The following is a 22,379-nucleotide window of genomic DNA, read 5'->3' on the forward strand; positions in this document are numbered from 1 at the left end:
TCTAATTCACTTAAATTTGTGACTTTGAAACGATTATAAACATGATATACATATGAGAAAAGAACAGAACCACAAAGGTTGGAATGAGATTAAAACAAACGATTCTTGGGCGATTTTTAAAATCATGGGAGAATTTGTTAATGGTTATGAAAAACTAAGTAAAATTGGGCCTTGCGTTTCTATTTTTGGCTCTGCAAGAACAAAGCCAGATCACAAGTACTATAAATTAGCAGAAGAAATGGCTACTAAAATTGTGGACCATGGCTATGGCGTTATCACAGGAGGCGGACCAGGAATTATGGAAGCTGGAAACAAAGGAGCTCATATAGCTGGCGGAACGTCTGTAGGGTTAAATATAGATTTGCCTTTTGAACAACATAACAACCCCTATATTGATAATGATAAGAGTTTAGATTTTGATTATTTCTTCGTTCGTAAAGTTATGTTTGTAAAATACTCACAAGGATTTGTAGTCATGCCCGGAGGATTTGGAACTTTAGATGAACTTTTTGAAGCGATTACGCTGATACAAACTAACAAAATTGAAAAATTCCCTATCATCCTTTTAGGTATAGATTTTTGGGGAGGATTAATGGAGTGGATTAAAACTACTTTACTAGATGCTGGCAATATTAGTGCTAAAGACTTAGATCTAATTCATTTAGTAGATTCTACAGATGAGGTTATCGATATACTAGACGTATTCTATAAAAAGTATGACCTGAGACCAAATTTCTAAACTACATATTTAGGACTTTTTTAAACTTTTTGAATTTTGGATAAAAAATTGATTTTATGCACCTTTATTGAGCTTTTTTTAGCTTCCATAACGAAACTATAAAAGCATAAAACCTATACTTTAAACCAAAATTTAAAAATGTTAAGCCCGTTCACCAACAAAATTTCACGGTTATCCCTATGATTAAGAAATTATTTTTATTTGTTTTTGCATATTCGATTTTTATACCTTCTCTATTTGGGCAAACAGATTTCAAGCTTATGTTTTACAATGTGCTTAATTTCCCATTGGAAGACGCTGTGCCTAATAGATTAGAATCTTTAGAGTTAATTTTAGATGACTACAGACCAGATATTTTTATGGTCTGTGAACTCAATAATGAAGAAGGAGCAAATACTATTCTAAGTTCTTTACAAGCTATTAATTCAAATTATGAGCGTGCTGTATTTGAAATCAATACATCAGATGACAATATTGGTAATCAAAATGATCTTCAACAATTGATTTATTTTGATAGCACTAAGTTTTTTTTAGAGAGTCAAGCCACTGTAACGTCGATTTATAGAGATTTTAATCATTATCAGTTAAAAATAAATTCTGTAGAACAAGTGTCAACACCTATTATTATTGATTTAATTGTGTGTCACCTTAAAGCTTCTAGCGGAAGTTCAAACCAAGCCTTGAGATTAGAAATGGTTGAAGACTTAGTTATTTATTTGGATGATTTTCCATCAGATAGTAATGTCGTCCTCGCAGGAGATTTCAATGTATATACAAACTCTGAGCCTGCATTTCAAAGACTTATAGATACTGGAAATACAATTATTTTTATTGATCCGGCAGATCGTATTGGAAGCTGGCATAACAATACAAACTATGTCGATGTTATGACGCAATCCACCAGAACACAAACTGGCCTTGGAGGCGCTACAGGTGGTTTTGATGACCGCTTTGATTTTATAATGACTTCAGAAAATATGTCTACCAACCCAGAGTTATCATTTGTCGTTGGAAGTTATGACGTATATGGAAATAATGAAAATACAGTTTGTTACAACCAATCTATAAATTCTACGGATTGTGCTGGACCAGAATTCTCATTTGCTGTTCGAGATGCATTATACAATTTTAGTGATCATTTACCCGTTACGTTAGAATTACGAACTAATCAATCATTAGGAACTACAGAAATTAACGCACTACAAATGCTCACGATTTTAGGATCAAATGTTATTGATAATGTATTAAAAATTAGAGCAAATGCACGTTTACAAAACAATCTAGAACTTCTCATTTTTAATAGTCTGGGTCAGGTAGTAAAAACTGTTGTCATAAATAATACGTTAATATATTTAGATGCATCACAAATGAGCAATGGCATCTATTACATTACAAGTTCAAAATTTCAGTTTAAACCCTTAAAATTTGTAGTTACCCATTGAGAATAAATTCTGTTTTATATATTACTTTCATCTTTTGGAACTTCGTCGCTATAGGTCAAGATAAAATCGACCTTGCAGCATCAATTGACGTTGTGACTAAAACAATAAAAATAAATGAGCGTATCGTATATCAAAATCAAAGTAATGATACCTTATCTACTATTTATCTCAATGATTGGAATAATTCTTATTCTACAAAAAAAACCCCATTAGCAAAACGATTTACAGAAGAATTTAATGACAAGTTTCATTTTGCAAAAAGCGAACAACGTGGTTACACTATCATTACTAACATTAAAGATAAATTAGGTACCTCGTTAACCTATGAAAACTTAAAAGAATTTCCTGATGTCGTTAAAGTAGAACTTCAAACCCCTTTATTACCAAATCAATCTTACGACATTACTTTAGCTTATGATGTGGTTTTACCTGATGATAATTTTACCGGTTATGGAATCAGTCCTGCAAAGGATTTCAATTTAAAATATTGGTACATCACTCCTACCGTTTATAATGGCGAATGGCAATATTACAGCAATAAAAATTTAGATGACTTGTATATCTCAAAAGCAGATATGACGATTCAAATCGAATTCCCTCTCAATTACCAACTTATAAGCGAGCTTAATACAATAGATATTAAACAATATAAAGATAAGCAAACATTTTTTTTATACGGAAAAGATCGTGTTAACACCCATTTGATAATATCGCGATTTTCAGAATTTAAATTTGTTCAAACCGATGATTTCACTATTTATTCAGACTTATCTAGCAAAGGAATACCTGCGGAAGAAAAAGCAATAATTACAGATAAAATCACACGTTTTATAACAGACAACCTTGGAGAATACCCACACGAACGTCTCTTAATAACTAATAATGATTACAAGAAAGATCCTTTATATGGACTAAATCAGTTACCAGATTTTATTCGTCCATTTTCAGATAATTTTCAGTACGAGTTAAAACTTCTAAAAACAGTACTCAACAATTATTTAGAAAACACATTATTAATTAATCCTCGAAAAGATTATTGGTTAAGGGACGGGATTCAAATCTATTTCTTAATGAAATATGTTGAAACCTATTATCCAGACACCAAACTATTAGGAACTTTAGCTGATTTTTGGGGGATTCGTTCTTTTCATGCTGCAGATTTAGCCTACAATGATCATTTCGTGCTGTTTTTTATGCAAATGGCAAGAAATAATCTCGACCAACCGTTAACAACATCAAAAGATTCGTTATTAAAATTTAATGCCAATATCGCTGGAAAATATAAAGCAGGAATTGGCTTACGTTATTTAGATGACTTTGTAAACTCTAATGTGGTTGAGCATACAATTTCAGATTATTTAAAAAAGCACAAACTACAAATTACGAGTTCAACAGATTTTGAAGACCTTATTAAATCCAAAACTTCAAAAGATATCAATTGGTTTTTTACAGATTATATAGATTCAAGAAAAAAGATAGATTTTAAAATCAATAAAATTGAGAAATTTGATGACTCTATACAATTTACAATTAGAAATAAGCGAAATAACAGTATGCCTATTTCATTATTTACACTCAGTAAAGATTCTGTTGTTTCTAAATCTTGGTTTGAAAATATTGGAAAAGAAAAACGCATAACTATTCCCAGAGACAGTGTCGACAAACTGGCCTTAAACTATTATAACACTATCCCAGAATTTAATTTAAGAGATAATTATAAGTCAATGAAAGGTTTCTTATTTAATAATAAACCTTTCCAGTTTAAGCTGTTTAAAGATATTGAAGACCCTTATTACAATCAAATCTTCCTCATGCCTTTAGTCGAGTTTAATAATATTTATGATGGACTTACATTAGGAGCTAAATTTTACAATAAAACTGTTTTAAGAAAGCGTTTAAATTATAAATTTTCACCACAATACGCTACTAAATCAAAGTCATTAACTGGAGGTGGTTCAGTTTTTCACACACATCTTATTGAGGATATGAACCTCTATAATGTGACCTATGGCATGGGAGCTAAATATAACTCCTTCGCTGAAGATTCTTTCGTAACTGTTTTTACGCCTAGTGTTTCCTTATATTTTAGAGATAATGATGACTTTAGATCTGATAAATCAAAATTTTTAAATTTACGCTTTCTTGATATCTCTAGAGAAGTAGGACAAAATGCCATCATAGAGGATTTACTAGAACCAGATTATAGTGTGTTAAATTTAAGGTATGTAAACTCCAACCCAGGTCTGGTAAACTTTTATAAGTGGTATTATGATATTCAATTTGCTGAGAAATTTGGAAAGATTGCTTTAAATTACGAATACAGAAAACTATCTCAGAGCAATAGACAATTTAATCTGCGTTTATTCGCAGGAATGTTCTTATACAATAACACAAACCCAAATTCAGATTATTTTAGCTTTGCCTTAGACAGACCTACAGATTATTTATTTGATTACAACTATTTAGGTCGCTCTGAAGCTTCCGGTATTTTTAGTCAACAAATTATTATTGCCGAAGGAGGTTTTAAATCTAGATTAGAAACACCTTTTGCTAATCAATGGATGACCACTGCTAATGTAAGTACTACAATTTGGAAATATATCGAAGCCTATGGCGATATTGGGATCGTAAAAAACAAAGGACTCAATCCTGTATTTGCATATGACTCTGGAATAAAACTAGATCTTGTTACCGATTATTTCGAATTGTACTTTCCCATATATTCAAATCTAGGTTGGGAAATCGGTCAGCCTGGCTATGATCAAAGAATTAGAATTAAATTCACATTAGACCCTCAAGCCTTATTAGGACTTTTTCGAAGAAAATGGTATTAATACATTCTTAATAAAAAGGATAAATATTAAGAGATTTTAACAATTATTCTTGAATTTAGTGTATTTTTTATGATATTCTCAGTATTATAACAATATTCAACATTGTGACATTAGCAAATTTTAGCTAAATTTGCATTAAATAATAGACAGCTATGACAACGATGACCAAAGCCACTTCTGACATGACTTTTCAAGATTTCAAAGATGAAATATTGGATGATTTCAAAACTGCTATGACAAGTAGGGAGTGTAGTCTTCTAGGTCGTAGAGAAGTCCTTACAGGAAAGGCTAAGTTTGGAATCTTTGGTGATGGTAAAGAAATCCCTCAACTCGCTTGGGCAAAAGTATTCAAGAATGGCGATTTTAGATCAGGATACTATCGTGATCAAACCCTAATGATGTCTATAGGCGAACTCTCCATACAACAGTTTTTCGCTGGACTATATGGACATACATCAATAGACGCAGATCCAATGAGTGCTGGACGTCAAATGGGTGGACATTTTGGAACCCATAGCCTAGATGAAAATGGAGACTGGAAAAATCTCATAGAACAAAAAAATTCGAGTGCAGACATCTCTCCTACTGCTGGTCAAATGCCAAGGCTTTTAGGACTGGCCCAAGCCTCAAAAATTTACAGAAATGTAGAGGGTATTGATACCACAAAATTCTCTGTGAAAGGTAATGAAATTGCCTGGGGAACAATTGGTAATGCAAGTACTAGCGAAGGTTTGTTTTTTGAAACAATAAATGCTGCTGGTGTACTTCAAGTACCTATGGTCATTAGTGTTTGGGATGATGATTATGGTATATCTGTTCATGCAAAGCACCAAACGACAAAGGAGAACATTTCAGAAATATTAAAAGGTTTTCAAAGAGATAAGGATAACAAAGGTTATGAGATTTTAAAAGTTAAAGGTTGGGATTATACAGCATTAATTGAGACCTACCAAAAAGCAGAGCGCATTGCTCGCGAAGAACATGTACCTGTTATAATTCATGTCACAGAGTTGACTCAGCCGCAGGGTCACTCAACATCTGGTAGTCATGAACGTTATAAAAGTAAAGAGCGTTTAGATTGGGAAAAAGAATACGATTGTCTTTCTCAAATGAAGCTTTGGATTATTGACAATAACATAGCTACAGAAGAAGAGCTAGACAACATTCATAAAAATATTAAAAAAGACGTAAGTAATGGTAAAAAAGCGGCTTGGGATGCCTTTTTAAAACCTATTCTCGAAGAGAAAGCAGAAGCTATTGAACTAATTACTTCTGTAGCACAAAAGAGTTCTAATCGCGTTTTTATTACAAAAGTCATCGATGATTTAAAAAATATTCAAGAACCAGGAAGAAAAGATGTCCTTTCTGCATGCAGAAAAATATTAAGATACCTCGTTGGTGAAGATTCTACCGAAAAGACAGCACTTCAAAATTGGATCAAATCTTATTTCAATGAGGTGCAACCTAAATACAGCTCACACTTGTATAGTGAATCGAAATGGTCGACACTGCATGCTAAAGAAGTAAAACCAACTTATGACGACAATGCAGAACTAGTAGACGCAAGATTAATTATAAGAGACAACTTTGATTCTATATTTGGTAATTATCCAGACGCTTTAATTTTTGGAGAAGACTCTGGAAACATTGGTGATGTAAATCAAGGATTAGAAGGCCTTCAAGAAAAGTATGGAGAACTTCGTGTTGCAGATGTCGGTATTAGAGAGGCTACAATTCTAGGTCAAGGTATCGGTATGGCAATGCGTGGATTAAGACCAATTGCCGAGATTCAATATTTAGATTATATACTCTATGCCTTGCAAATCATGAGTGATGATTTAGCAACACTTCAATATAGAACACAAGGAAAGCAAAAAGCACCTTTAATTATTAGAACGCGAGGTCATAGGCTAGAAGGCATTTGGCATTCTGGATCCCAATTAGGAGGTATCATAAACTTAATTAGAGGAATTCATGTGCTCGTGCCAAGAAACATGACTAAAGCTGCAGGATTTTACAATACGCTTTTAGACTGTGATGAACCTGCTCTGATCATAGAATGTTTGAACGGTTACCGTTTAAAAGAAAAAATGCCAAATAATATTGGCAAATTTAAAACGCCACTTGGTGTTATAGAAACAGTTAAAGAAGGAAGTGATATTACTCTAGTATCTTACGGTTCTACGCTGCGAATAATTGAACAAACAGCTAAAGAGTTACTAGAAGTTGGAATTGATGCAGAAGTTATAGATGTACAATCATTATTACCTTTTGATCTTAACCATGATATTGTAAAAAGTGTCTCAAAAACGAACCGTTTGATGGTCATTGACGAAGATGTTCCTGGAGGCGCATCTGCTTATATTTTAAATGAAATATTAAATACTCAAAACGGTTATCAGCATTTAGACAGCCAGCCAAAAACCTTAACTGCAAAACCACATCGTCCTGCTTATGGAACAGATGGTGATTACTTCTCAAAACCATCTTCTGAAGATATTTTTGAAGCTGTTTACGAAGTGATGCATGAAGCGAGTCCTAGTGATTTTCCAAGATTGAGATAAATTTTCTTATTTTAAATATTAAAAAAACCTTCCTAAAACGGAAGGTTTTTTGTTTAAAACATCTCCTAAACTGACATATATTATAAATGTATGTATTCTATATTTCTTAATTTTAGTCAGTACATCTCAACTGTAATTATGTGATTATAGAAGAGGTTATTAATTCACTTAAGACCAATACAAATCTTTTAAACTATTTAAACTCTCATAAAGATGCTAATCCAAGTTATCAATCGGTTATTGATACATACGATTTAGAACAGGAACTGTTACTATTACAAGCCAAACTTGTGGACTTTCAACGTTGGGTTTAAAAGAGAATAAAAAAATAGCCATCATTTTTGAAAGAAGAGATGCCTCTGATAAAGGTAGCACTATAAAGTGCTTTAAAGAATACTTCAATCCAAGAGCCGTGTGCATTGTTGCTTTAAATCAAGCTACCAAGGTTAAAAAAACTTATGGTATTTCAATAGATATATTAAGGAACTTCGCTATGCTGGTCAGATCATTTTCTTTGATAGAAGTTGAAATAACAGAGCAATTGTAGAGCCAATAAGTAACTTTTGTACCCAAAAATATTATGAATTTTTCATGAGTCAAATAAACGAATTCGAAAAGATGTTTCAAGAATCAGGAATACATCTCATTAAACTTTACTTTTCTATGACAAAAACAGAGCAATAAAGACATTATAAATCCCCCTATTAAGAAATGGAAATACAGTAATATTGACAAAAAAGCTTTGGTGCTTTGGAAAGAATACACAAAGTATAAAGAGGCAATATTTGAAAACGCACAAGAACATGCACCATGGAAGATTATTAAAGCTAATAGAAAAACGAATGCAAGCATAAACGCTATTGAATATATTCTAAAAAAAGCACCTTATGAAGTAAAAGACAAAGAAACCATTCGTCATAAATCATTGCGTTCTATTATTAATGAATAATTTTGTAGTAGATACAACTACTATTATCAGTATTGAGACTACAGTTATTGTGCAAAATAAACACTGTATCTGTACTATTTATTTTCTTATATGACAATAGCAATCTCGATTTAAAGTAGACATATAATGACTTAACTTTGAATCACCAATAACAATCTATCACACTATGGAAGATTTTTTTATCTTTATAGCAAATCACAACAAACTATGCTTTCAAAACTAGATAAAGAACAACTAAGAGGTACTATTTTTAGACACTTAGATGGTATTGCGACGGCTACTTCAGCCTATGCTTTATACAAGAAAGGCATTTTAGATTACCTTGTAGAACACAAGACTGTACCTCTAGAAACGTTGACAAAAACATTCAACGCTAATGAAGGTTATCTCAATGTCGCTTTACGTGTACTCTGTTCTCAAGGTTGGTTGATACAAAATCTAGATCATAAAACAAATCAAATTTCTTATACACTTAATGAGGTAAGCGCTAGGGCTTTTAAATTAGTTCCGTTGTACGAGCAATGTGTCAATTTACTCAAGTATTCTGTGCGCTTTCCAGAGGACCCTATTGGCCCAGATGCATTTAGTGCTTTAGAAAAAGTATTTATATCCTATGAACAGAAATTTGGTTTGGATGTTTCCAATGAAAACACTGTAGAACACCAAATTCTAAAACATATTGAAGGTGTTATTGTTGCACCAATTATTGTGCTTTTAGGAGTTAACGGTTTATTTCATAAGTATTTTATGGAGGCCTCATTTACTGCAGAAGAGTATCACAAAGATCCTGAGAGTTTCAAAAAAATATTGAATTTCTTTGCACATTTAGGATGGTTCAAGAAAAAGAAAAACACCTATCAATTCACAGACGAAGGTCTGTTTTTCGCCAAACGGGCTAGTGCTTACGGTGTCACCGTTTCATACTTGCCAACTTTTGTACATTTGGATGATTTAATCTTCGGAAATGCAAAAATCCTGAAAACCGCGTCACCAGAAGACACAGAGAAACACGTACATCGTGAAATGAATGTTTGGGGAAGTGGTGGTGCGCACTCTACCTATTTTAAGGTTATCGATCAAGTGATCATCAAACTATTTAATAAGCCTATCGACGAACAACCCAAAGGTATTTTGGATATGGGTTGTGGTAATGGTGCTTTTATTCAGCATATATTTGATGTGATAGAATATCAAACACTTCGTGGTAAAATGCTTGATGAGCATCCTTTATTGTTGGTTGGAGCAGATTTTAATCAAGCAGCACTAAAGGTCACGAGAGCTAATTTAATCAAAGCAGATATTTGGGCAAAAGTGATTTGGGGAGACATTGGCAGACCAGATATTCTAGCCAAAGATTTAAAAGAAGATTATAATATAGAACTAGGCGATTTACTTAATGTACGCACATTTTTAGATCACAATCGCATTTGGGAAGCACCAAAAACCAAAACACAAAGAACTAGTAAATCAACTGGAGCTTACGCAAGTTTAGGCAAACGATTATCAAACAATGTCGTAGAAGACTCTTTATTAGAGCATCTCACAAAATGGAAGCCTTATGTAGAACGTTTTGGTTTATTAATGATAGAATTGCATACGGTAAAACCAAATCTCGTCGCTCAAAACATTGGTAAAACAGCAGCTACAGCTTATGATGCAACACATGGATACAGTGACCAATATATATTAGAAGTGGATGTGTTTAATGCCCTAGCTAGAGAAGCAGGCTTGCATCCAGATGAGCACTATTTTTCTAAATTTCCAAATAACGAAATGGCAACCGTAAGTGTCAACCTATTAAAAGGCAACTAATTTAATTATAATATGAAAAAAAACTTTATTGACTTAGCGCTATTCGTACTGCGATTGGGATTTGGCGGACTTATGCTAACTCACGGCATTCCTAAAATAGAAAAACTATCAAATGCAGCTGAATTCCCAGACCCAATAGGTATCGGTGGATTACCATCGTTAATTTTATGTCTCATTGGAGAGGTCTTAGCTCCTATTTTAATTATTGTAGGCTTTAAAACAAAATGGGCGGCATTACCAGCTGCAATTACAATGTTTGTCGCTGCTTTTGTGATTCATGCAAAAGATGATTTAGGCACCAAAGAACATGCCTTATTATACCTTATCGCATTTGCTGTCATATTTTTAGCTGGTGCTGGAAAACTCTCTATTGACGGTATGAAAAAATAGTTTTTATTTGCAAAAGAGCCTTATATAAATTATCATTTATGAGTAATGCAAAATAGAGAATGGCTTTACTTTATATTCTGAAATGTACCTCACTTGTTCAAAAAGTCTATTAAAATTTTATTTAATTCTTCTTTGTGCGTGACGTTCAGACCGTGAGGAGCACCCTTAATAACTTCTAAAGTGTTATCCTTGATTACTTTTGCTGCTTGCTTTGCAGAAGTTTGAATTGGCACTGTATTATCGGCATCTCCATGAACAATTAATGTTGGAACGTTTACATTTTTAAGTTCTAGTCTAAAATCTGTATGCATCCAAGCTTTTGCTGTTTCTATGGTTGCTCTTGGTGACGCATGCGAGGCAATACTAAAATCATAATCCAACTGCGCTTGACTTACCTTATCTTTATTATTATCATAATTATAAAAGCCTTTTGAGAATTCTTTTAAGAAACCAACGCGATCATTTTCTAGTGCATCTTTGATTCCGCTTAAATTTTCTTCTGGAATACCGTTTGGATTATCTTCTTTTTTCTTGACCAAAGGAATTATACTACTAATTAAAGCTGCCTTTGCAATATTCTCATTTCCGAAGTCCGTAAAATACCGAATAACTTCTCCTCCTCCCATTGAAAACCCTACTAGGATTACATCTTTGAGCTCTAACTGCTTCACTAATTGATTAAGGTCATCCGTAAGAGATGAATAATCATAATTATTCCAAGGTGATGATGACATCCCAAATCCACGTCTATCATAAGAAATACATCTGTAACCCGCTTCTACGATTTTCCAAACTTGGTGCTCCCAAGATTTACTACTTAGAGGCCAACCATGAATTAATATGACGGGTTGACCAGTTCCATAATCTTCATAAAAAACATCTACTGTTTCTTCTTGTGTTTTATTTGTTATAAATGGCATAAAAGTTTAATTTTAAATTCATTTTTAAGATACCTTTATTTCAAGGTAAGCATTGACGGATTTAAATAAATGATTGACTCAAACAAAATACTTTAATACATTCATGAAAGCAGTTTCAGTAGTTACTATAAGAAAAGAACTCAAACACAAATCAAACGAAGAATTAGCAGAGCTCTGTTTGCGTCTCTCCCGTTTTAAAAAAGAAAACAAGGAGCTACTCACCTATTTATTATTTGAAGCAGATAGTGAAGAAGGTTATATAGAAACAGTAAAGACCGAAATTGATGAGCAGTTTGCAAGTATGAATACCAATAGTTATTTCTATATTAAAAAAAGTGTTCGTAAAATTCTACGGAATACTAAAAAGTACATTCGCTATTCTCTCAATAAAGAGACAGAAGTTGAACTACTCCTTTATTTTTGTAAAAAGCTAAAAGCCATGTCACCGCCTATACATCGCAATACAACATTAACCAATTTGTATGATCGCAATATGGAAGCTATTACAAAGAAGATACTCAGCCTACATGAAGATTTGCAGTATGACTATAATCAACTATTAAGTGCTCTTTAGAAAATAAATACCTCTTAAATTTCAGGAACTCTATTAAGGTTGGTTTTCTTTTACTAACTTCGTTACAGCCAACGCAACTAACCCTGCATAAACACATCTAGAAAAATTTGTCGATATGACTAAAAAAGATAAAATAGTGTCATTCCTGTTTGATAAACTACTCTCAGAGGGTACTCGTGAAAAAACAGAAAAAATCATTCTCAAAGTAGCAATATTTAGTTTTTTTATCCATTTAGCGCTAATCTATTTTTTGAAATTTGATATTATAGATTTTCCATCAAACTCAGACCTTTTAAAGAATCCTATATCAGCTGTATATACCCCTTTTTCTTTTATTCTTATTTATGAGGTTTATCTCTTAATTTACTATCTACCTAAGTCATTTACCACTTATATAACCAAACAGTATCAGATTATAACACTTATTATTATACGTAAGTTATTTAAAGATTTATCGGCTTTAGAACTTACAGCAGATTGGTTTGAAATAAAAGGAGACCTTCAATTTACTTATGATTTAGTGGCTTCTCTTTTACTCTTTTATTTAATATTTCTATTTCAAAAACAGGGAAAACGAAAAGTAGCACAGGACACAAAAATTAAACCTATTATTGAAAGATTTGTGGAGAGAAAAAAATTAATTGCTGTTATTTTGGTGCCATTGTTTTTCGCTATCGCGTTATATACACTTATCGATTGGTCTACAGGAATTTCTGTGAATTCTAGCACATTACCGTCATTTGAAAGTATTAACAATCTATTCTTTGATCAATTCTTTACGGTACTAATTTTGGTAGATGTTGTCCTGCTTTTAATTTCCTTCTTTTCTACAGATCAGTTTCATAAGATCATTAGAAACTCTGGATTTGTAATTTCAACAATTTTAATTCGAATGTCATTTGGAGTAAGCGGGTTAATTAGTACTATATTAATTGTCGTAGCTGTTCTTTTTGGATTAGCAATAATAGTGATCCATAACAAATACGAAAACGACGCTTTAACTAACTAGTATTTTTACTCGTTATTATTTCTAGGTATACTCAAAAATCTATGGGTTTTTCTCTGGTTCGTATTTGTTTACTAAATCAATTGCTTAAAAACGCAACTACCCATACACGACGTGCCGTTATTAACAATGACCAGTTCTAAAATAAGATTTTATGATTTTGTACAGTTACCTACTAACCGATAAAGAAATTAACCTCACCGCATACCATTCAAGTTAAAAAATTTTGTCCAATTATAGTATTAGTAAATACTCTATAACTTTAGATTTAGTTCGTTGGTTTAATTTTCATTCATACCATTGGTATAAAAAATGTTACCAAAGGAGAACGAGAACTCCCTACTTGTTTTAGAAATAGGCTTAGAAATAATATCTCTGAAATTTTAATGCCGAAAAATGTAGTCTCTTCTACTTTTTTGATTTCACAAGGATAACATGCCAAGACATACTTAAACTTAACCCGATACAAATAAAAAAGAATTTATAAATGAGAGGTCCTTATGAAAACAATATTATTGTTATAGTTAAGTCCATTGCAATATTTAATAGTTTTAAAGAAGAGGATCTTTTAATAAAACTCTTAAAAGAGTATGACTATTATTAACAAGATATCTCTTGATTTTAAGATAGTATTAATAAAATTTCAGTTTTAAACCTGTACCATGTCGATTAATAATTAAAACAATTATATATGAGTACAACATATTTGATAACCAAGTCAAGAGGAATAACCAAGACAGTAGCTGAATTCTCCAAACAGGAGGGTCAAAGCAACAAGGAGTTCCGTGATTTTATTAAAGAACAAGTAGTGGAACACAGAGAAGAGGGTATGGACGTATTCAAGTCTCCAAGACCAGGAGACGATCGAAATAGTAAATAACTTTCTATACAGACTGTAAAAAAGAAGTAAATTACAAAAAATAAAAAGGCTATTTAGATGATCTAAATAGCCTTTTACCGTAAATAGCCTTATAGAAACTTATGCAAAAAATTACAGTTAAAATTAATACCGCCAAAACTATTTCTTAAGAAAAAAGTCGGGCTGATTTTTTTACTCCGAAAATTATCGAAGCTTTGCAACAGTTAGACTCTTATATTATCCCAATAGAAGCGCACTTATAATGACGAAAACATATAAAAAGCGGAAATCTTGTATAACAAGGTCTATGATTCATATCAAATACTAACCCCCTAAAGGATTCTAAAGCTTTTTTAGAATGGGTAAATCAATATAGAAAACCAGTTTTTAAAGTTAGGTCATTAAAAACAAGTGATAATTGGGTTGATTTATTAGACGGCAATGTTCTGAGAATAAATGGAAATCTAAAATTGAATGGAAAACAAAAAAATATTTGTGGTAATAAGAGGTATGGATATCTAAGAAAATATTCTAACCAAAAGCTCTTTAAGCAAATCTCCTTGAGGTACAGCATTAGAATTAACCCCTTTACTTCTTACATCAAATTCACGCAAGATCGAAATAACTTGACTTACTTTTCGCATAGGGAAATTATGAGCAGCAGCCACATATTCATTTACGAAATAAGGATTAATCTTTAACGCCGAAGCAACGCTTCTGGGGCTTTTATCATTTAAACCGTGATAATGCAAAAGTTGAGAAAAGAAACCAAACAAAAGCGACACTGTTAACACCATCGGGTTATCCTTTGGATTGTCTGCAAAATATTTAACAATCTTAAACGCTTTTAACGTATCACCTGCTCCAACAGCTTTTCGTAATTCAAAATTATTGTAATCTTTACTAATCCCAATATGCTGCTCAATATGTTCTGCAGAAATTTGGATGCCTTCAGGTAATACGATTTTAAGTTTTTCTAGTTCATTATTAATTTTACTTAAGTCTGTACCTAAGAACTCAACAAGCATTTGAGACGCTTTTGGAGATATTGTATAATTTTTACCAGACAATACACGACGAATCCAGTCTGAAACTTGATTTTCATACAATTTCTTACTTTCAAATACGACTCCGTCATTCTTCTTGATTGCTTTGTAAAGCGCCTTACGTTTGTCTATCTTTTTATACTTATAATTCATCACCAAAACCGTTGAAGGTTGCGGATTACTTATGTAAGAAGTCAATTGTTCAATCGTTCGAGATAGATCTTGAGCTTCTTTTACAATCACCACTTGACGCTCTGCCATCATAGGATAACGCTTAGCATGGCCCACAATATCCTCTATGGTAACATCTCTACCATACAACACCATTTGATTAAAGCCTTTTTCTTCTTCGGCAAGGATGTTTTTTTCAATATAATTTGAAATAGCATCTATATAATAAGGCTCTTCTCCCATTAAAAAATAAATGGGCTTGAGATTACCATTCTTTATATCTGCTACGATTTGTTTTACGTCGTCCAATTTTAAAAAATTCCAAATTAAAAATTCCAAATCCCAAAAAACGAATTGCTTTTTGGTTTTCAGGTGTAGTAGAGTAACTTTGAGGAAAATCTGAATTAATCTTGATGCAAGAATTAAATTTCCCTAAGTTCGAATTCCGTTTCAAAAGTAACGAAAATAAAGTTTCTATTTTTGATGAGATTCGTAAAAAATTCATCATTCTACAACCTGAAGAATGGGTGCGTCAACACTGCGTTCAGTATTTGATTCAGCATAAAAATTATCCAAAATCATTAATCAATGTAGAGAAAGAGCTTAAGGTAAACGGATTATCGAAACGTTACGATATCGTCGTTTTCAATTCTGATGGAAGCATACATCTTGTCGTAGAATGTAAATCACACAAAATAAAAATTGACCAAACAACCTTTGATCAAATTGCACGTTACAACTTAGCGCTCAATGCCAATTATTTAATGGTTACTAACGGAATTAATCATTATTATTGTATCATGGATTTTAAAGAAGAGCGTTATGAGTTTTTAAAGGATATTCCTTCGCACATTAATACAAAGTATTAGATTGAAAATTGCTATCGTCATACTAAACTGGAACGGAAAACAATTGTTAGAGCGGTTTTTACCATCTGTCATACAATATTCTGAAGGTGCAGATATTTATGTTGCAGACAATGCGTCTACTGACGATTCTATAGATTTTGTGACTAGCCAATTTCCAACGATAAAAATCATTAAAAACAGAACAAATGGCGGCTATGCTAAAGGGTACAACGATGCACTAAAACATGTTCAAGGCGATGTGTATTGTTTGCTAAATAGTGATATTGAAGTCACTCCAAACTGGCTAACTCCTATTATTTCAGAATTTGAAACTAATTCCGAAACTTCTATCATTCAACCAAAAATTTTAGACTATAAAAACAAATCTTATTTTGAATATGCTGGTGCAGGAGGCGGATTCATAGACAAATATGGTTACGCATACTGTAGAGGTCGCATTTTTGATACCGTAGAAAAAGATAACGGTCAATATAATGATACGACTCCTATTTTCTGGGCTTCTGGTGCTTGTTTTTTTATTAAAAAATCAACTTTTGAAGCACTCCATGGTTTTGATGAAAACTATTTTGCCCACTTTGAAGAAATTGATTTATGTTGGCGAGCTTTCAATGCTAACTTTATTACTAAATATGTTGGTGCATCAACAGTTTATCATGTTGGAGGTGCCACATTAAATGTGGCAAATCCTAAAAAAACTTATCTAAATTTTAGAAATAGCTTATTTACAATCACTAAAAATGTAGAGGGTTTTCTTTTCGGAATAATCTTTACCAGATTAACTCTCGATGGGATTGCAGCTTTAAAATTCTTATGTAATTTAAAAGTCAATCACTTTGTGGCTATAATAAAGGCACATATCAGTTTTTATGCGCATCTCCCAAGACTTTTAAAAGAACGCAAACAGTTTGCGAAGAAAAAAAATTATTACCCAACCACGTCTATTATATGGTCTTACTTCATAAAAAATCGAAATACGTTTTAAATATTAGTAAATGTGTTAAAATTTTAGTTAAATAGGCTAGAAGGGATTATTCTTTTCTCTAATTTTGATATGTTCCAAGAAATGAACAAATGGAAGGTTATAACTAATTTTTAAAAATAATTATGAGAAAATTAATGCTATTAAGTGTTGCTGGGATGTTGATTTTGACGTCGTGTGTGTCTAAAAAAGAATTTATGGCACTCGAAACCAAGCAAAAAGATACACAAGATTTGTTAAATTCTGCAACTGTGAAATTAAACAGCTGTTTATCTGATAATGCTGCTTCAATGGCGCGTGTAGAAATAATGAAAGATCAATTATCTGATTTACGTAAAACAAACCAAGATTTAATTGATACAAAGGGAAATCTAACAACCTTAACTCAAAAAGGTGCTGATAACTTAGAAAAGTCCTTAGAAAGTTTAAAGGAAAGAGATTTAAAAATTACAAGACTACAAGATGCTTTAACAAAAAAGGATAGTGTAACCTTAGCCATTGTTTCAAGTTTAAAGAAAGCAGTTGGAATTAGTGATCCAGATATTGAAGTAAATGTGGAAAAAGGTGTCGTATTTATATCTATTGCAGATAAGTTGTTATTCCAATCTGGAAGCTATAATGTTACAACTAGAGCTAAAGAAGTATTAGCTAAAGTAGCGAAAGTCATCAACAGCAAACCAGACTTTGAAGCTATGGTTGAATCGCATACAGATAATGTACCTTATTCTAAAGGTGTATTAGTTGATAACTGGGATTTAAGTGTAAAACGTGCAACATCTGTTGTTAGAGTTTTAGAAGAACTTCAAGTTAACCCGCAACAATTAATTGCAGCTGGTCGTAGCTCTTATGTGCCTTTAGTGGAAAATGATACTGCTAGCAATAAAGCTAAAAATAGACGTACGCGAATAATAGTACTTCCTAAAATTGACCAATTCTATAAAATGATTGAAGAAGAAATGAAAGCATTATCTCAAGGTAACTAATTCAGAATAAAAAATAGTAAAAGAAGCTCAATCGAAATATTGGGCTTCTTTTTTGTTGTTACATTGAAATTTGCAGAGGTCTAAAGAAGTTCTAGACGAGTTTTTATCTTTTTAAAGATAAACGTTTCAAAACCAGAGAAACATGATTCTCTATGGTCTAAGTGTAATACTTTTCAAATACCTGTATAACAGTTTTTAAAACACTACAACAATCACTGTGTGTTTTAAAAAATCTCTAAACTCCCTTTACCCTCTCTCACAATTATAGGCTCGTCTTCAGATAAATCAATTACCGTAGAGGCTTCATTGTCACCATATCCTCCGTCAATCACAATATCTACAAGATTACCCCATTTTTCGAGTATTAGTTCTGGATCTGTGGTATATTCAACGACAAAATCCTCATCTCGTATAGACGTCGATACTAATGGATTTCCAAGCTGTTTTACAATTTCTATAGTTATCGCGTTATCTGGCACACGAATCCCAACCGTTTTTCGTTTCTTAAAAGGATTTGGTAAATTTTTTGATCCTGGCAATATAAAAGTATAAGGACCTGGAAGCGCTCGCTTTAATATTTTGAAGGTAGAGGTGTCTATCTGCTTGACATAGTCACTCAAATTACTCAAATCTTCACAAATAAAAGAAAAATTAGACTTTTCTAGCTTCACCCCTTTGATTCTTGCAATCTTCTCTAATGCTTTGATATTTGTAATATCACAACCTAAGCCATAAACCGTATCTGTAGGATAAATAACCAATCCACCACGCTTTAAAACATCAACTACTTTCTTAATCTCTTTCGGATTAGGATTCTCCTCATAAATTTTTATCAATTGTGCCATAATAATGTACCTTACAATTACGTTTGCAAAGTAATTGATTATTTCATTATGAAACGAGCATGTTAAAAACTTTATTAGCCAAAAACAGGATTAATAGCGAACAGATTGTAAACGTTGAAAAAGAATAAGTGTACACACATGAAAACTATTAAAACCACATTAGTCTTAATTTTTATATCCTTCGGAATATTCTCCTGTTCAGATGATAACGCTTTAATTATCGATCCACAAAATGAAATTTCTTTAGAATTTCGCCAAGAATTGAATGTCTCCTATGGAAATGATAATGATCAAGTCTTTGATATCTACCTACCAGCAAACCGAACTATAAATACTAAAGTGATGATTTTAGTTCATGGAGGCGGATGGACATCTGGTGATAAATCAGATATGAATGATTTTAAAGATATCATGCTTCAAGACTTACCAAACATAGCTATCGTAAATATAAATTATAGACTAGCAGATACAGATAATCAACCCTATCCTATGCAAATAGATGACATTACAACTATTGTCAACATGCTTAAAACAAATCAAACCGACTATGTGATTTCTAATGATATTGGCTTTCTAGGCACTAGTGCTGGAGCCCATTTATCAATGCTTTGGAGCTATGCGTTTGACACAAATAATGATGTGCAAATGGTAGCAAGTATTGTAGGACCTACAAATTTCACAGATCCTGCGTACACAGAAAATGAGGATCCGATATTACAAGAGATTATTGACACATTTGGAATTGACGTTTCTACAGCCTATTTAGAAGAACTAAGTCCATATCACCAAGTAACCTCAACGTCTCCACCAACAATCTTATTTTATGGTGGACAAGACCCACTAATCCCAATAAGCCAAGGCATAGATATGGAAACTAAATTATCAGAGTTTGGTGTTACGCATCAATTCACGTTATACCCAAATGCTGGTCATGGCTGGTTTGGACTAGAACTATTGGATACTTGGACAAAGTTAAAAGCGTTTACTGAAGTACATTTAGAATAAACATTATGTTTCCTTTTCTTCGGAAATTTTAAGATTTAATTAAAATCCCTATCCTAAAACATCCAACTTAGCAAATCGAAGCAGTAACTTCTTAATGCCTCCAACTTCAAAATTAATTTCAGCCTTAACATCGGCACCTTTGCCTTCAATTTTTAGAACTTCACCTTTTCCGAAGCGACTATGCTCCACAATATTACCAACAGTCAACGTGCCATCAAAAAGATTAGTTTTGTCTGGCGGACTCGACTTAGACACAAGTTTTAAATTTTTAGGCGCTACAAACTTTGGAGGCTTATTGCTTTCCGACTTTCGTCTAATAGGCTTTTTAAACCGAATTTGATTCGGCTCAATATCACCAAAAATATCTGCACTCAACATTGGATTTTGTCTAGGATCATTTATAGGTGTGATGATATCTACAAATTGATCATCTATTTCTTCTATAAATCGACTAGGTTCTGCATCAATCAATTTCCCCCAACGGTAACGAGACAAGGTATACGTTAAATAGGCCTGATTTTCTGCTCTAGTTAAAGCCACATAAAACAAACGTCGCTCCTCCTCTAGCTCACTTCGTGTATTCATACTCATAGCACTTGGGAATAAATCTTCCTCCATACCAACGACGAATACATGAGAAAATTCTAAACCTTTCGCCAAGTGAATCGTCATCATAGCAACGTGGTTAGGATCCCCTTTATCACCATCCAAATCTGTAGCGAGCGCGACATCTTCAAGAAATTCTCCTAAAGAATCTCCTGCATCTGCAATTTCTATTTGACCTTCTACAAAGTCTTTAATACCATTTAAAAGTTCTTCAACGTTTTCTAAACGTACTTGACCTTCTGGTGTACCGTCTTTATTGACTTCTCTAATTAATCCGCTAGATTTAGTAACATGCTCTGTAAGCTCAAAGGCATTTGCAGTTTGATTCATCACTTGATAGCTCTCGATAAGCGTTGTGAAATCTCTCAGCTTATTTTTAGTCCCTTTATTGATATTAATATCCACCTCATCAATATGTTGAAGTACTTCAAAAATTGTTTTACCAAAGCCATTAGCTGCCACTACCAAACGATCAATAGTGGTTTGTCCAATACCTCTTGCTGGATAATTGATAATACGTTTAAGCGCCTCTTCATCGGCAGGATTCAATATTAAACGCAAATACGCAGTAACATCCTTAATCTCTTTACGTTGATAAAACGATAAGCCTCCATAAATTTGATATGGAATATCACGTTTGCGAAGTGCATCTTCAATAGCTCTCGATTGCGCATTGGTTCTATATAAAACAGCAAAATCACTATTAGGTAATTGATGATTCATTTTGTTTTCCATGATGGTACTCGCCACAAAACGACCCTCATCACCATCGGTTAGTGATCTATTGACTTTTACTTTTTCACCTTCGGTATTTGCAGTCCATACAATTTTATCAAGTTTAGTTTTGTTATGTTCAATAACAGAGTTTGCTGCACCTACAATATTTTTGGTAGAACGGTAATTCTGTTCTAAACGATATACTTTTACATCATCATAATCCTTTTGAAAATTTAAGATGTTGTTGATATTTGCACCACGAAAGGCGTAAATACTCTGTGCATCATCACCTACCACACAAATATTTTGAAAACGATCAGACAAAGCTCTCACAATCAAATACTGTGAATGATTGGTATCCTGATACTCATCTACCAATATATATCTAAACTTATTTTGATACTGCGCCAATACATTTGGAAAACGCGTTAATAATTCGTTGGTACGCAATAGTAAATCATCAAAATCCATCGCACCAGCTTTAAAACAACGATCTACATAGTTCTTATAGATCTCTCCCATTCTCGGCCGTCGTGCTGCTGTATCTGCTTCAATTAAATCTGGATTTTTAAAATAGGCTTTTACCGTAACCAAGTTGTTTTTATAAGACGATATGCGACTGTATACCTGCTTGGTTTTATAGATGTCTTTTTCCAAACCCATTTCTTTAATAATGGAACCTAGAAGTTTTTGAGAATCCTGAGTGTCATAAATCGTAAAATTACTAGGAAAGCCTAAATGATGACCTTCAAAGCGTAAGATTTTAGCAAAAACTGAGTGAAATGTTCCCATCCAAAGGTTTTTTGCTTCGCCATCTCCAACGATATCGGCAATTCTGCCTTTCATTTCTTTAGCCGCTTTATTGGTAAATGTCAAGGCCAAAATATTAAATGAATCCACACCCTTACTCATCAAATACGCAATGCGATAAGTCAATACTCTCGTTTTACCTGATCCTGCACCTGCTATGATAATCATAGGGCCATCTACTTGAACCGTTGGCTCATATTGCGCTTCGTTTAACTGACTTAAATACTTCTCCAATGTCTACAGTTTTTAGTAAGCGTGA

20 protein-coding genes are annotated in these 22,379 nt (G+C 32.8%); 16 read left to right on the forward strand and 4 right to left on the reverse strand.

Annotated elements, in window-relative coordinates:
• Positions 1-52: 52 nt before the first annotated feature.
• The 10 genes from ACJAZK_RS02250 (at position 53) to ACJAZK_RS02295 (ending at position 10,730) form a co-directional block, all read left to right on the forward strand.
• Positions 53-739 carry a TIGR00730 family Rossman fold protein gene (locus ACJAZK_RS02250; RefSeq protein ID WP_028873586.1) on the forward strand — a complete coding sequence of 229 codons (687 nt, stop codon included), beginning with the start codon at positions 53-55 and terminating at the stop codon, positions 737-739.
• 179 nt (positions 740-918) lie between these two features.
• On the forward strand, positions 919-2,181 hold the full coding sequence (locus ACJAZK_RS02255; RefSeq protein WP_415222401.1) for an endonuclease/exonuclease/phosphatase family protein: 1,263 nt from the start codon (positions 919-921) through the stop codon (positions 2,179-2,181).
• Complete coding sequence (locus ACJAZK_RS02260) at positions 2,178-5,015, forward strand: metalloprotease (protein WP_415222402.1); 2,838 nt, start codon at positions 2,178-2,180, stop codon at positions 5,013-5,015. Before ACJAZK_RS02255 ends, ACJAZK_RS02260 begins: the two co-directional genes overlap by 4 nt.
• Before the next feature lie 152 nt (positions 5,016-5,167).
• Positions 5,168-7,579, forward strand: coding sequence for a thiamine pyrophosphate-dependent enzyme (locus ACJAZK_RS02265; RefSeq protein WP_415222403.1), 2,412 nt, complete (start codon positions 5,168-5,170; stop codon positions 7,577-7,579).
• A gap of 140 nt (positions 7,580-7,719) precedes the next feature.
• Positions 7,720-7,893, forward strand: a complete 174-nt coding sequence (locus tag ACJAZK_RS02270) for a hypothetical protein (RefSeq protein ID WP_415222404.1) — start codon at positions 7,720-7,722, stop codon at positions 7,891-7,893.
• Positions 7,884-8,126: a hypothetical protein gene (locus ACJAZK_RS02275; protein ID WP_415222405.1), complete on the forward strand. Its 243-nt coding sequence runs from the start codon at positions 7,884-7,886 to the stop codon at positions 8,124-8,126. Before ACJAZK_RS02270 ends, ACJAZK_RS02275 begins: the two co-directional genes overlap by 10 nt.
• Positions 8,120-8,263 (forward strand): hypothetical protein, encoded by a 144-nt coding sequence (locus ACJAZK_RS02280; RefSeq protein WP_415222433.1) that lies wholly within the window; start codon positions 8,120-8,122, stop codon positions 8,261-8,263. Before ACJAZK_RS02275 ends, ACJAZK_RS02280 begins: the two co-directional genes overlap by 7 nt.
• A gap of 7 nt (positions 8,264-8,270) precedes the next feature.
• Positions 8,271-8,528, forward strand: coding sequence for a hypothetical protein (locus tag ACJAZK_RS02285; RefSeq protein WP_415222434.1), 258 nt, complete (start codon positions 8,271-8,273; stop codon positions 8,526-8,528).
• 207 nt (positions 8,529-8,735) lie between these two features.
• Positions 8,736-10,340: a class I SAM-dependent methyltransferase gene (locus ACJAZK_RS02290; RefSeq protein ID WP_415222406.1), complete on the forward strand. Its 1,605-nt coding sequence runs from the start codon at positions 8,736-8,738 to the stop codon at positions 10,338-10,340.
• Between the two features lie 12 nt (positions 10,341-10,352).
• A complete protein-coding gene (locus ACJAZK_RS02295) occupies positions 10,353-10,730 on the forward strand; it encodes a DoxX family protein (RefSeq protein WP_415222407.1) in 378 nt (125 codons plus the stop codon).
• Between the two features lie 89 nt (positions 10,731-10,819).
• On the opposite strand, the gene ACJAZK_RS02300 is transcribed toward ACJAZK_RS02295, so the two are convergent.
• On the reverse strand, positions 10,820-11,650 hold the full coding sequence (locus ACJAZK_RS02300; RefSeq protein WP_415222408.1) for an alpha/beta fold hydrolase: 831 nt from the start codon (positions 11,648-11,650) through the stop codon (positions 10,820-10,822).
• Positions 11,651-11,753: 103 nt separating this feature from the next.
• On the opposite strand from ACJAZK_RS02300, the gene ACJAZK_RS02305 reads away from it, so the two are divergent.
• Positions 11,754-12,224: a hypothetical protein gene (locus ACJAZK_RS02305; RefSeq protein WP_415222409.1), complete on the forward strand. Its 471-nt coding sequence runs from the start codon at positions 11,754-11,756 to the stop codon at positions 12,222-12,224.
• Between the two features lie 115 nt (positions 12,225-12,339).
• A complete protein-coding gene (locus tag ACJAZK_RS02310) occupies positions 12,340-13,233 on the forward strand; it encodes a hypothetical protein (RefSeq protein ID WP_415222410.1) in 894 nt (297 codons plus the stop codon).
• Between the two features lie 1,374 nt (positions 13,234-14,607).
• Here the strand turns inward: ACJAZK_RS02310 and holA are convergent.
• Complete coding sequence (gene holA, locus ACJAZK_RS02315; protein WP_415222411.1) at positions 14,608-15,615, reverse strand: DNA polymerase III subunit delta; 1,008 nt, start codon at positions 15,613-15,615, stop codon at positions 14,608-14,610.
• Between the two features lie 104 nt (positions 15,616-15,719).
• Between holA and ACJAZK_RS02320 the strand changes: the two genes are divergently transcribed.
• The 3 genes from ACJAZK_RS02320 to ACJAZK_RS02330 all read left to right on the forward strand — a co-directional run bounded on the left by ACJAZK_RS02320 (position 15,720) and on the right by ACJAZK_RS02330 (position 18,137).
• Entirely contained in the window at positions 15,720-16,175 is a 456-nt protein-coding gene (locus ACJAZK_RS02320; RefSeq protein WP_415222412.1) for a type I restriction enzyme HsdR N-terminal domain-containing protein, read from the forward strand.
• A gap of 1 nt (position 16,176) precedes the next feature.
• Positions 16,177-17,157 carry a glycosyltransferase family 2 protein gene (locus ACJAZK_RS02325; protein WP_415222413.1) on the forward strand — a complete coding sequence of 327 codons (981 nt, stop codon included), beginning with the start codon at positions 16,177-16,179 and terminating at the stop codon, positions 17,155-17,157.
• A gap of 122 nt (positions 17,158-17,279) precedes the next feature.
• Positions 17,280-18,137 (forward strand): flagellar motor protein MotB, encoded by an 858-nt coding sequence (locus tag ACJAZK_RS02330; RefSeq protein ID WP_415222414.1) that lies wholly within the window; start codon positions 17,280-17,282, stop codon positions 18,135-18,137.
• Positions 18,138-18,361: 224 nt separating this feature from the next.
• On the opposite strand, the gene ACJAZK_RS02335 is transcribed toward ACJAZK_RS02330, so the two are convergent.
• The gene (locus ACJAZK_RS02335; protein ID WP_415222415.1) at positions 18,362-18,982 is read right to left on the reverse strand and encodes an L-threonylcarbamoyladenylate synthase; all 621 of its coding nucleotides are present in this window, start codon (positions 18,980-18,982) and stop codon (positions 18,362-18,364) included.
• A gap of 138 nt (positions 18,983-19,120) precedes the next feature.
• On the opposite strand from ACJAZK_RS02335, the gene ACJAZK_RS02340 reads away from it, so the two are divergent.
• Complete coding sequence (locus ACJAZK_RS02340) at positions 19,121-19,987, forward strand: alpha/beta hydrolase fold domain-containing protein (RefSeq protein ID WP_415222416.1); 867 nt, start codon at positions 19,121-19,123, stop codon at positions 19,985-19,987.
• Between the two features lie 48 nt (positions 19,988-20,035).
• Here ACJAZK_RS02340 and ACJAZK_RS02345 read toward each other — a convergent pair whose 3' ends face one another.
• Positions 20,036-22,354 carry an ATP-dependent helicase gene (locus ACJAZK_RS02345; protein WP_147231096.1) on the reverse strand — a complete coding sequence of 773 codons (2,319 nt, stop codon included), beginning with the start codon at positions 22,352-22,354 and terminating at the stop codon, positions 20,036-20,038.
• Positions 22,355-22,379 lie beyond the last annotated feature (25 nt).

The organism is Psychroserpens sp., from assembly GCF_047633235.1.
Taxonomy (GTDB): domain Bacteria; phylum Bacteroidota; class Bacteroidia; order Flavobacteriales; family Flavobacteriaceae; genus Psychroserpens.

Bases quoted from the DNA above. Each gene is read 5' to 3' on its own strand.
- ACJAZK_RS02310 (WP_415222410.1), top strand. From the start codon at position 12,340: ATGACTAAAAAAGATAAAATAGTGTCATTCCTGTTTGATAAACTACTC.
- ACJAZK_RS02265 (WP_415222403.1), top strand. From the start codon at position 5,168: ATGACAACGATGACCAAAGCCACTTCTGACATGACTTTTCAAGATTTC.
- ACJAZK_RS02335 (WP_415222415.1), bottom strand. From the start codon at position 18,982: ATGGCACAATTGATAAAAATTTATGAGGAGAATCCTAATCCGAAAGAG.
- ACJAZK_RS02305 (WP_415222409.1), top strand. From the start codon at position 11,754: ATGAAAGCAGTTTCAGTAGTTACTATAAGAAAAGAACTCAAACACAAA.
- ACJAZK_RS02250 (WP_028873586.1), top strand. From the start codon at position 53: ATGAGAAAAGAACAGAACCACAAAGGTTGGAATGAGATTAAAACAAAC.
- ACJAZK_RS02290 (WP_415222406.1), top strand. From the start codon at position 8,736: ATGCTTTCAAAACTAGATAAAGAACAACTAAGAGGTACTATTTTTAGA.
- ACJAZK_RS02295 (WP_415222407.1), top strand. From the start codon at position 10,353: ATGAAAAAAAACTTTATTGACTTAGCGCTATTCGTACTGCGATTGGGA.
- ACJAZK_RS02320 (WP_415222412.1), top strand. From the start codon at position 15,720: ATGCAAGAATTAAATTTCCCTAAGTTCGAATTCCGTTTCAAAAGTAAC.
- ACJAZK_RS02330 (WP_415222414.1), top strand. From the start codon at position 17,280: ATGAGAAAATTAATGCTATTAAGTGTTGCTGGGATGTTGATTTTGACG.
- ACJAZK_RS02300 (WP_415222408.1), bottom strand. From the start codon at position 11,650: ATGCCATTTATAACAAATAAAACACAAGAAGAAACAGTAGATGTTTTT.
- ACJAZK_RS02255 (WP_415222401.1), top strand. From the start codon at position 919: ATGATTAAGAAATTATTTTTATTTGTTTTTGCATATTCGATTTTTATA.
- ACJAZK_RS02340 (WP_415222416.1), top strand. From the start codon at position 19,121: ATGAAAACTATTAAAACCACATTAGTCTTAATTTTTATATCCTTCGGA.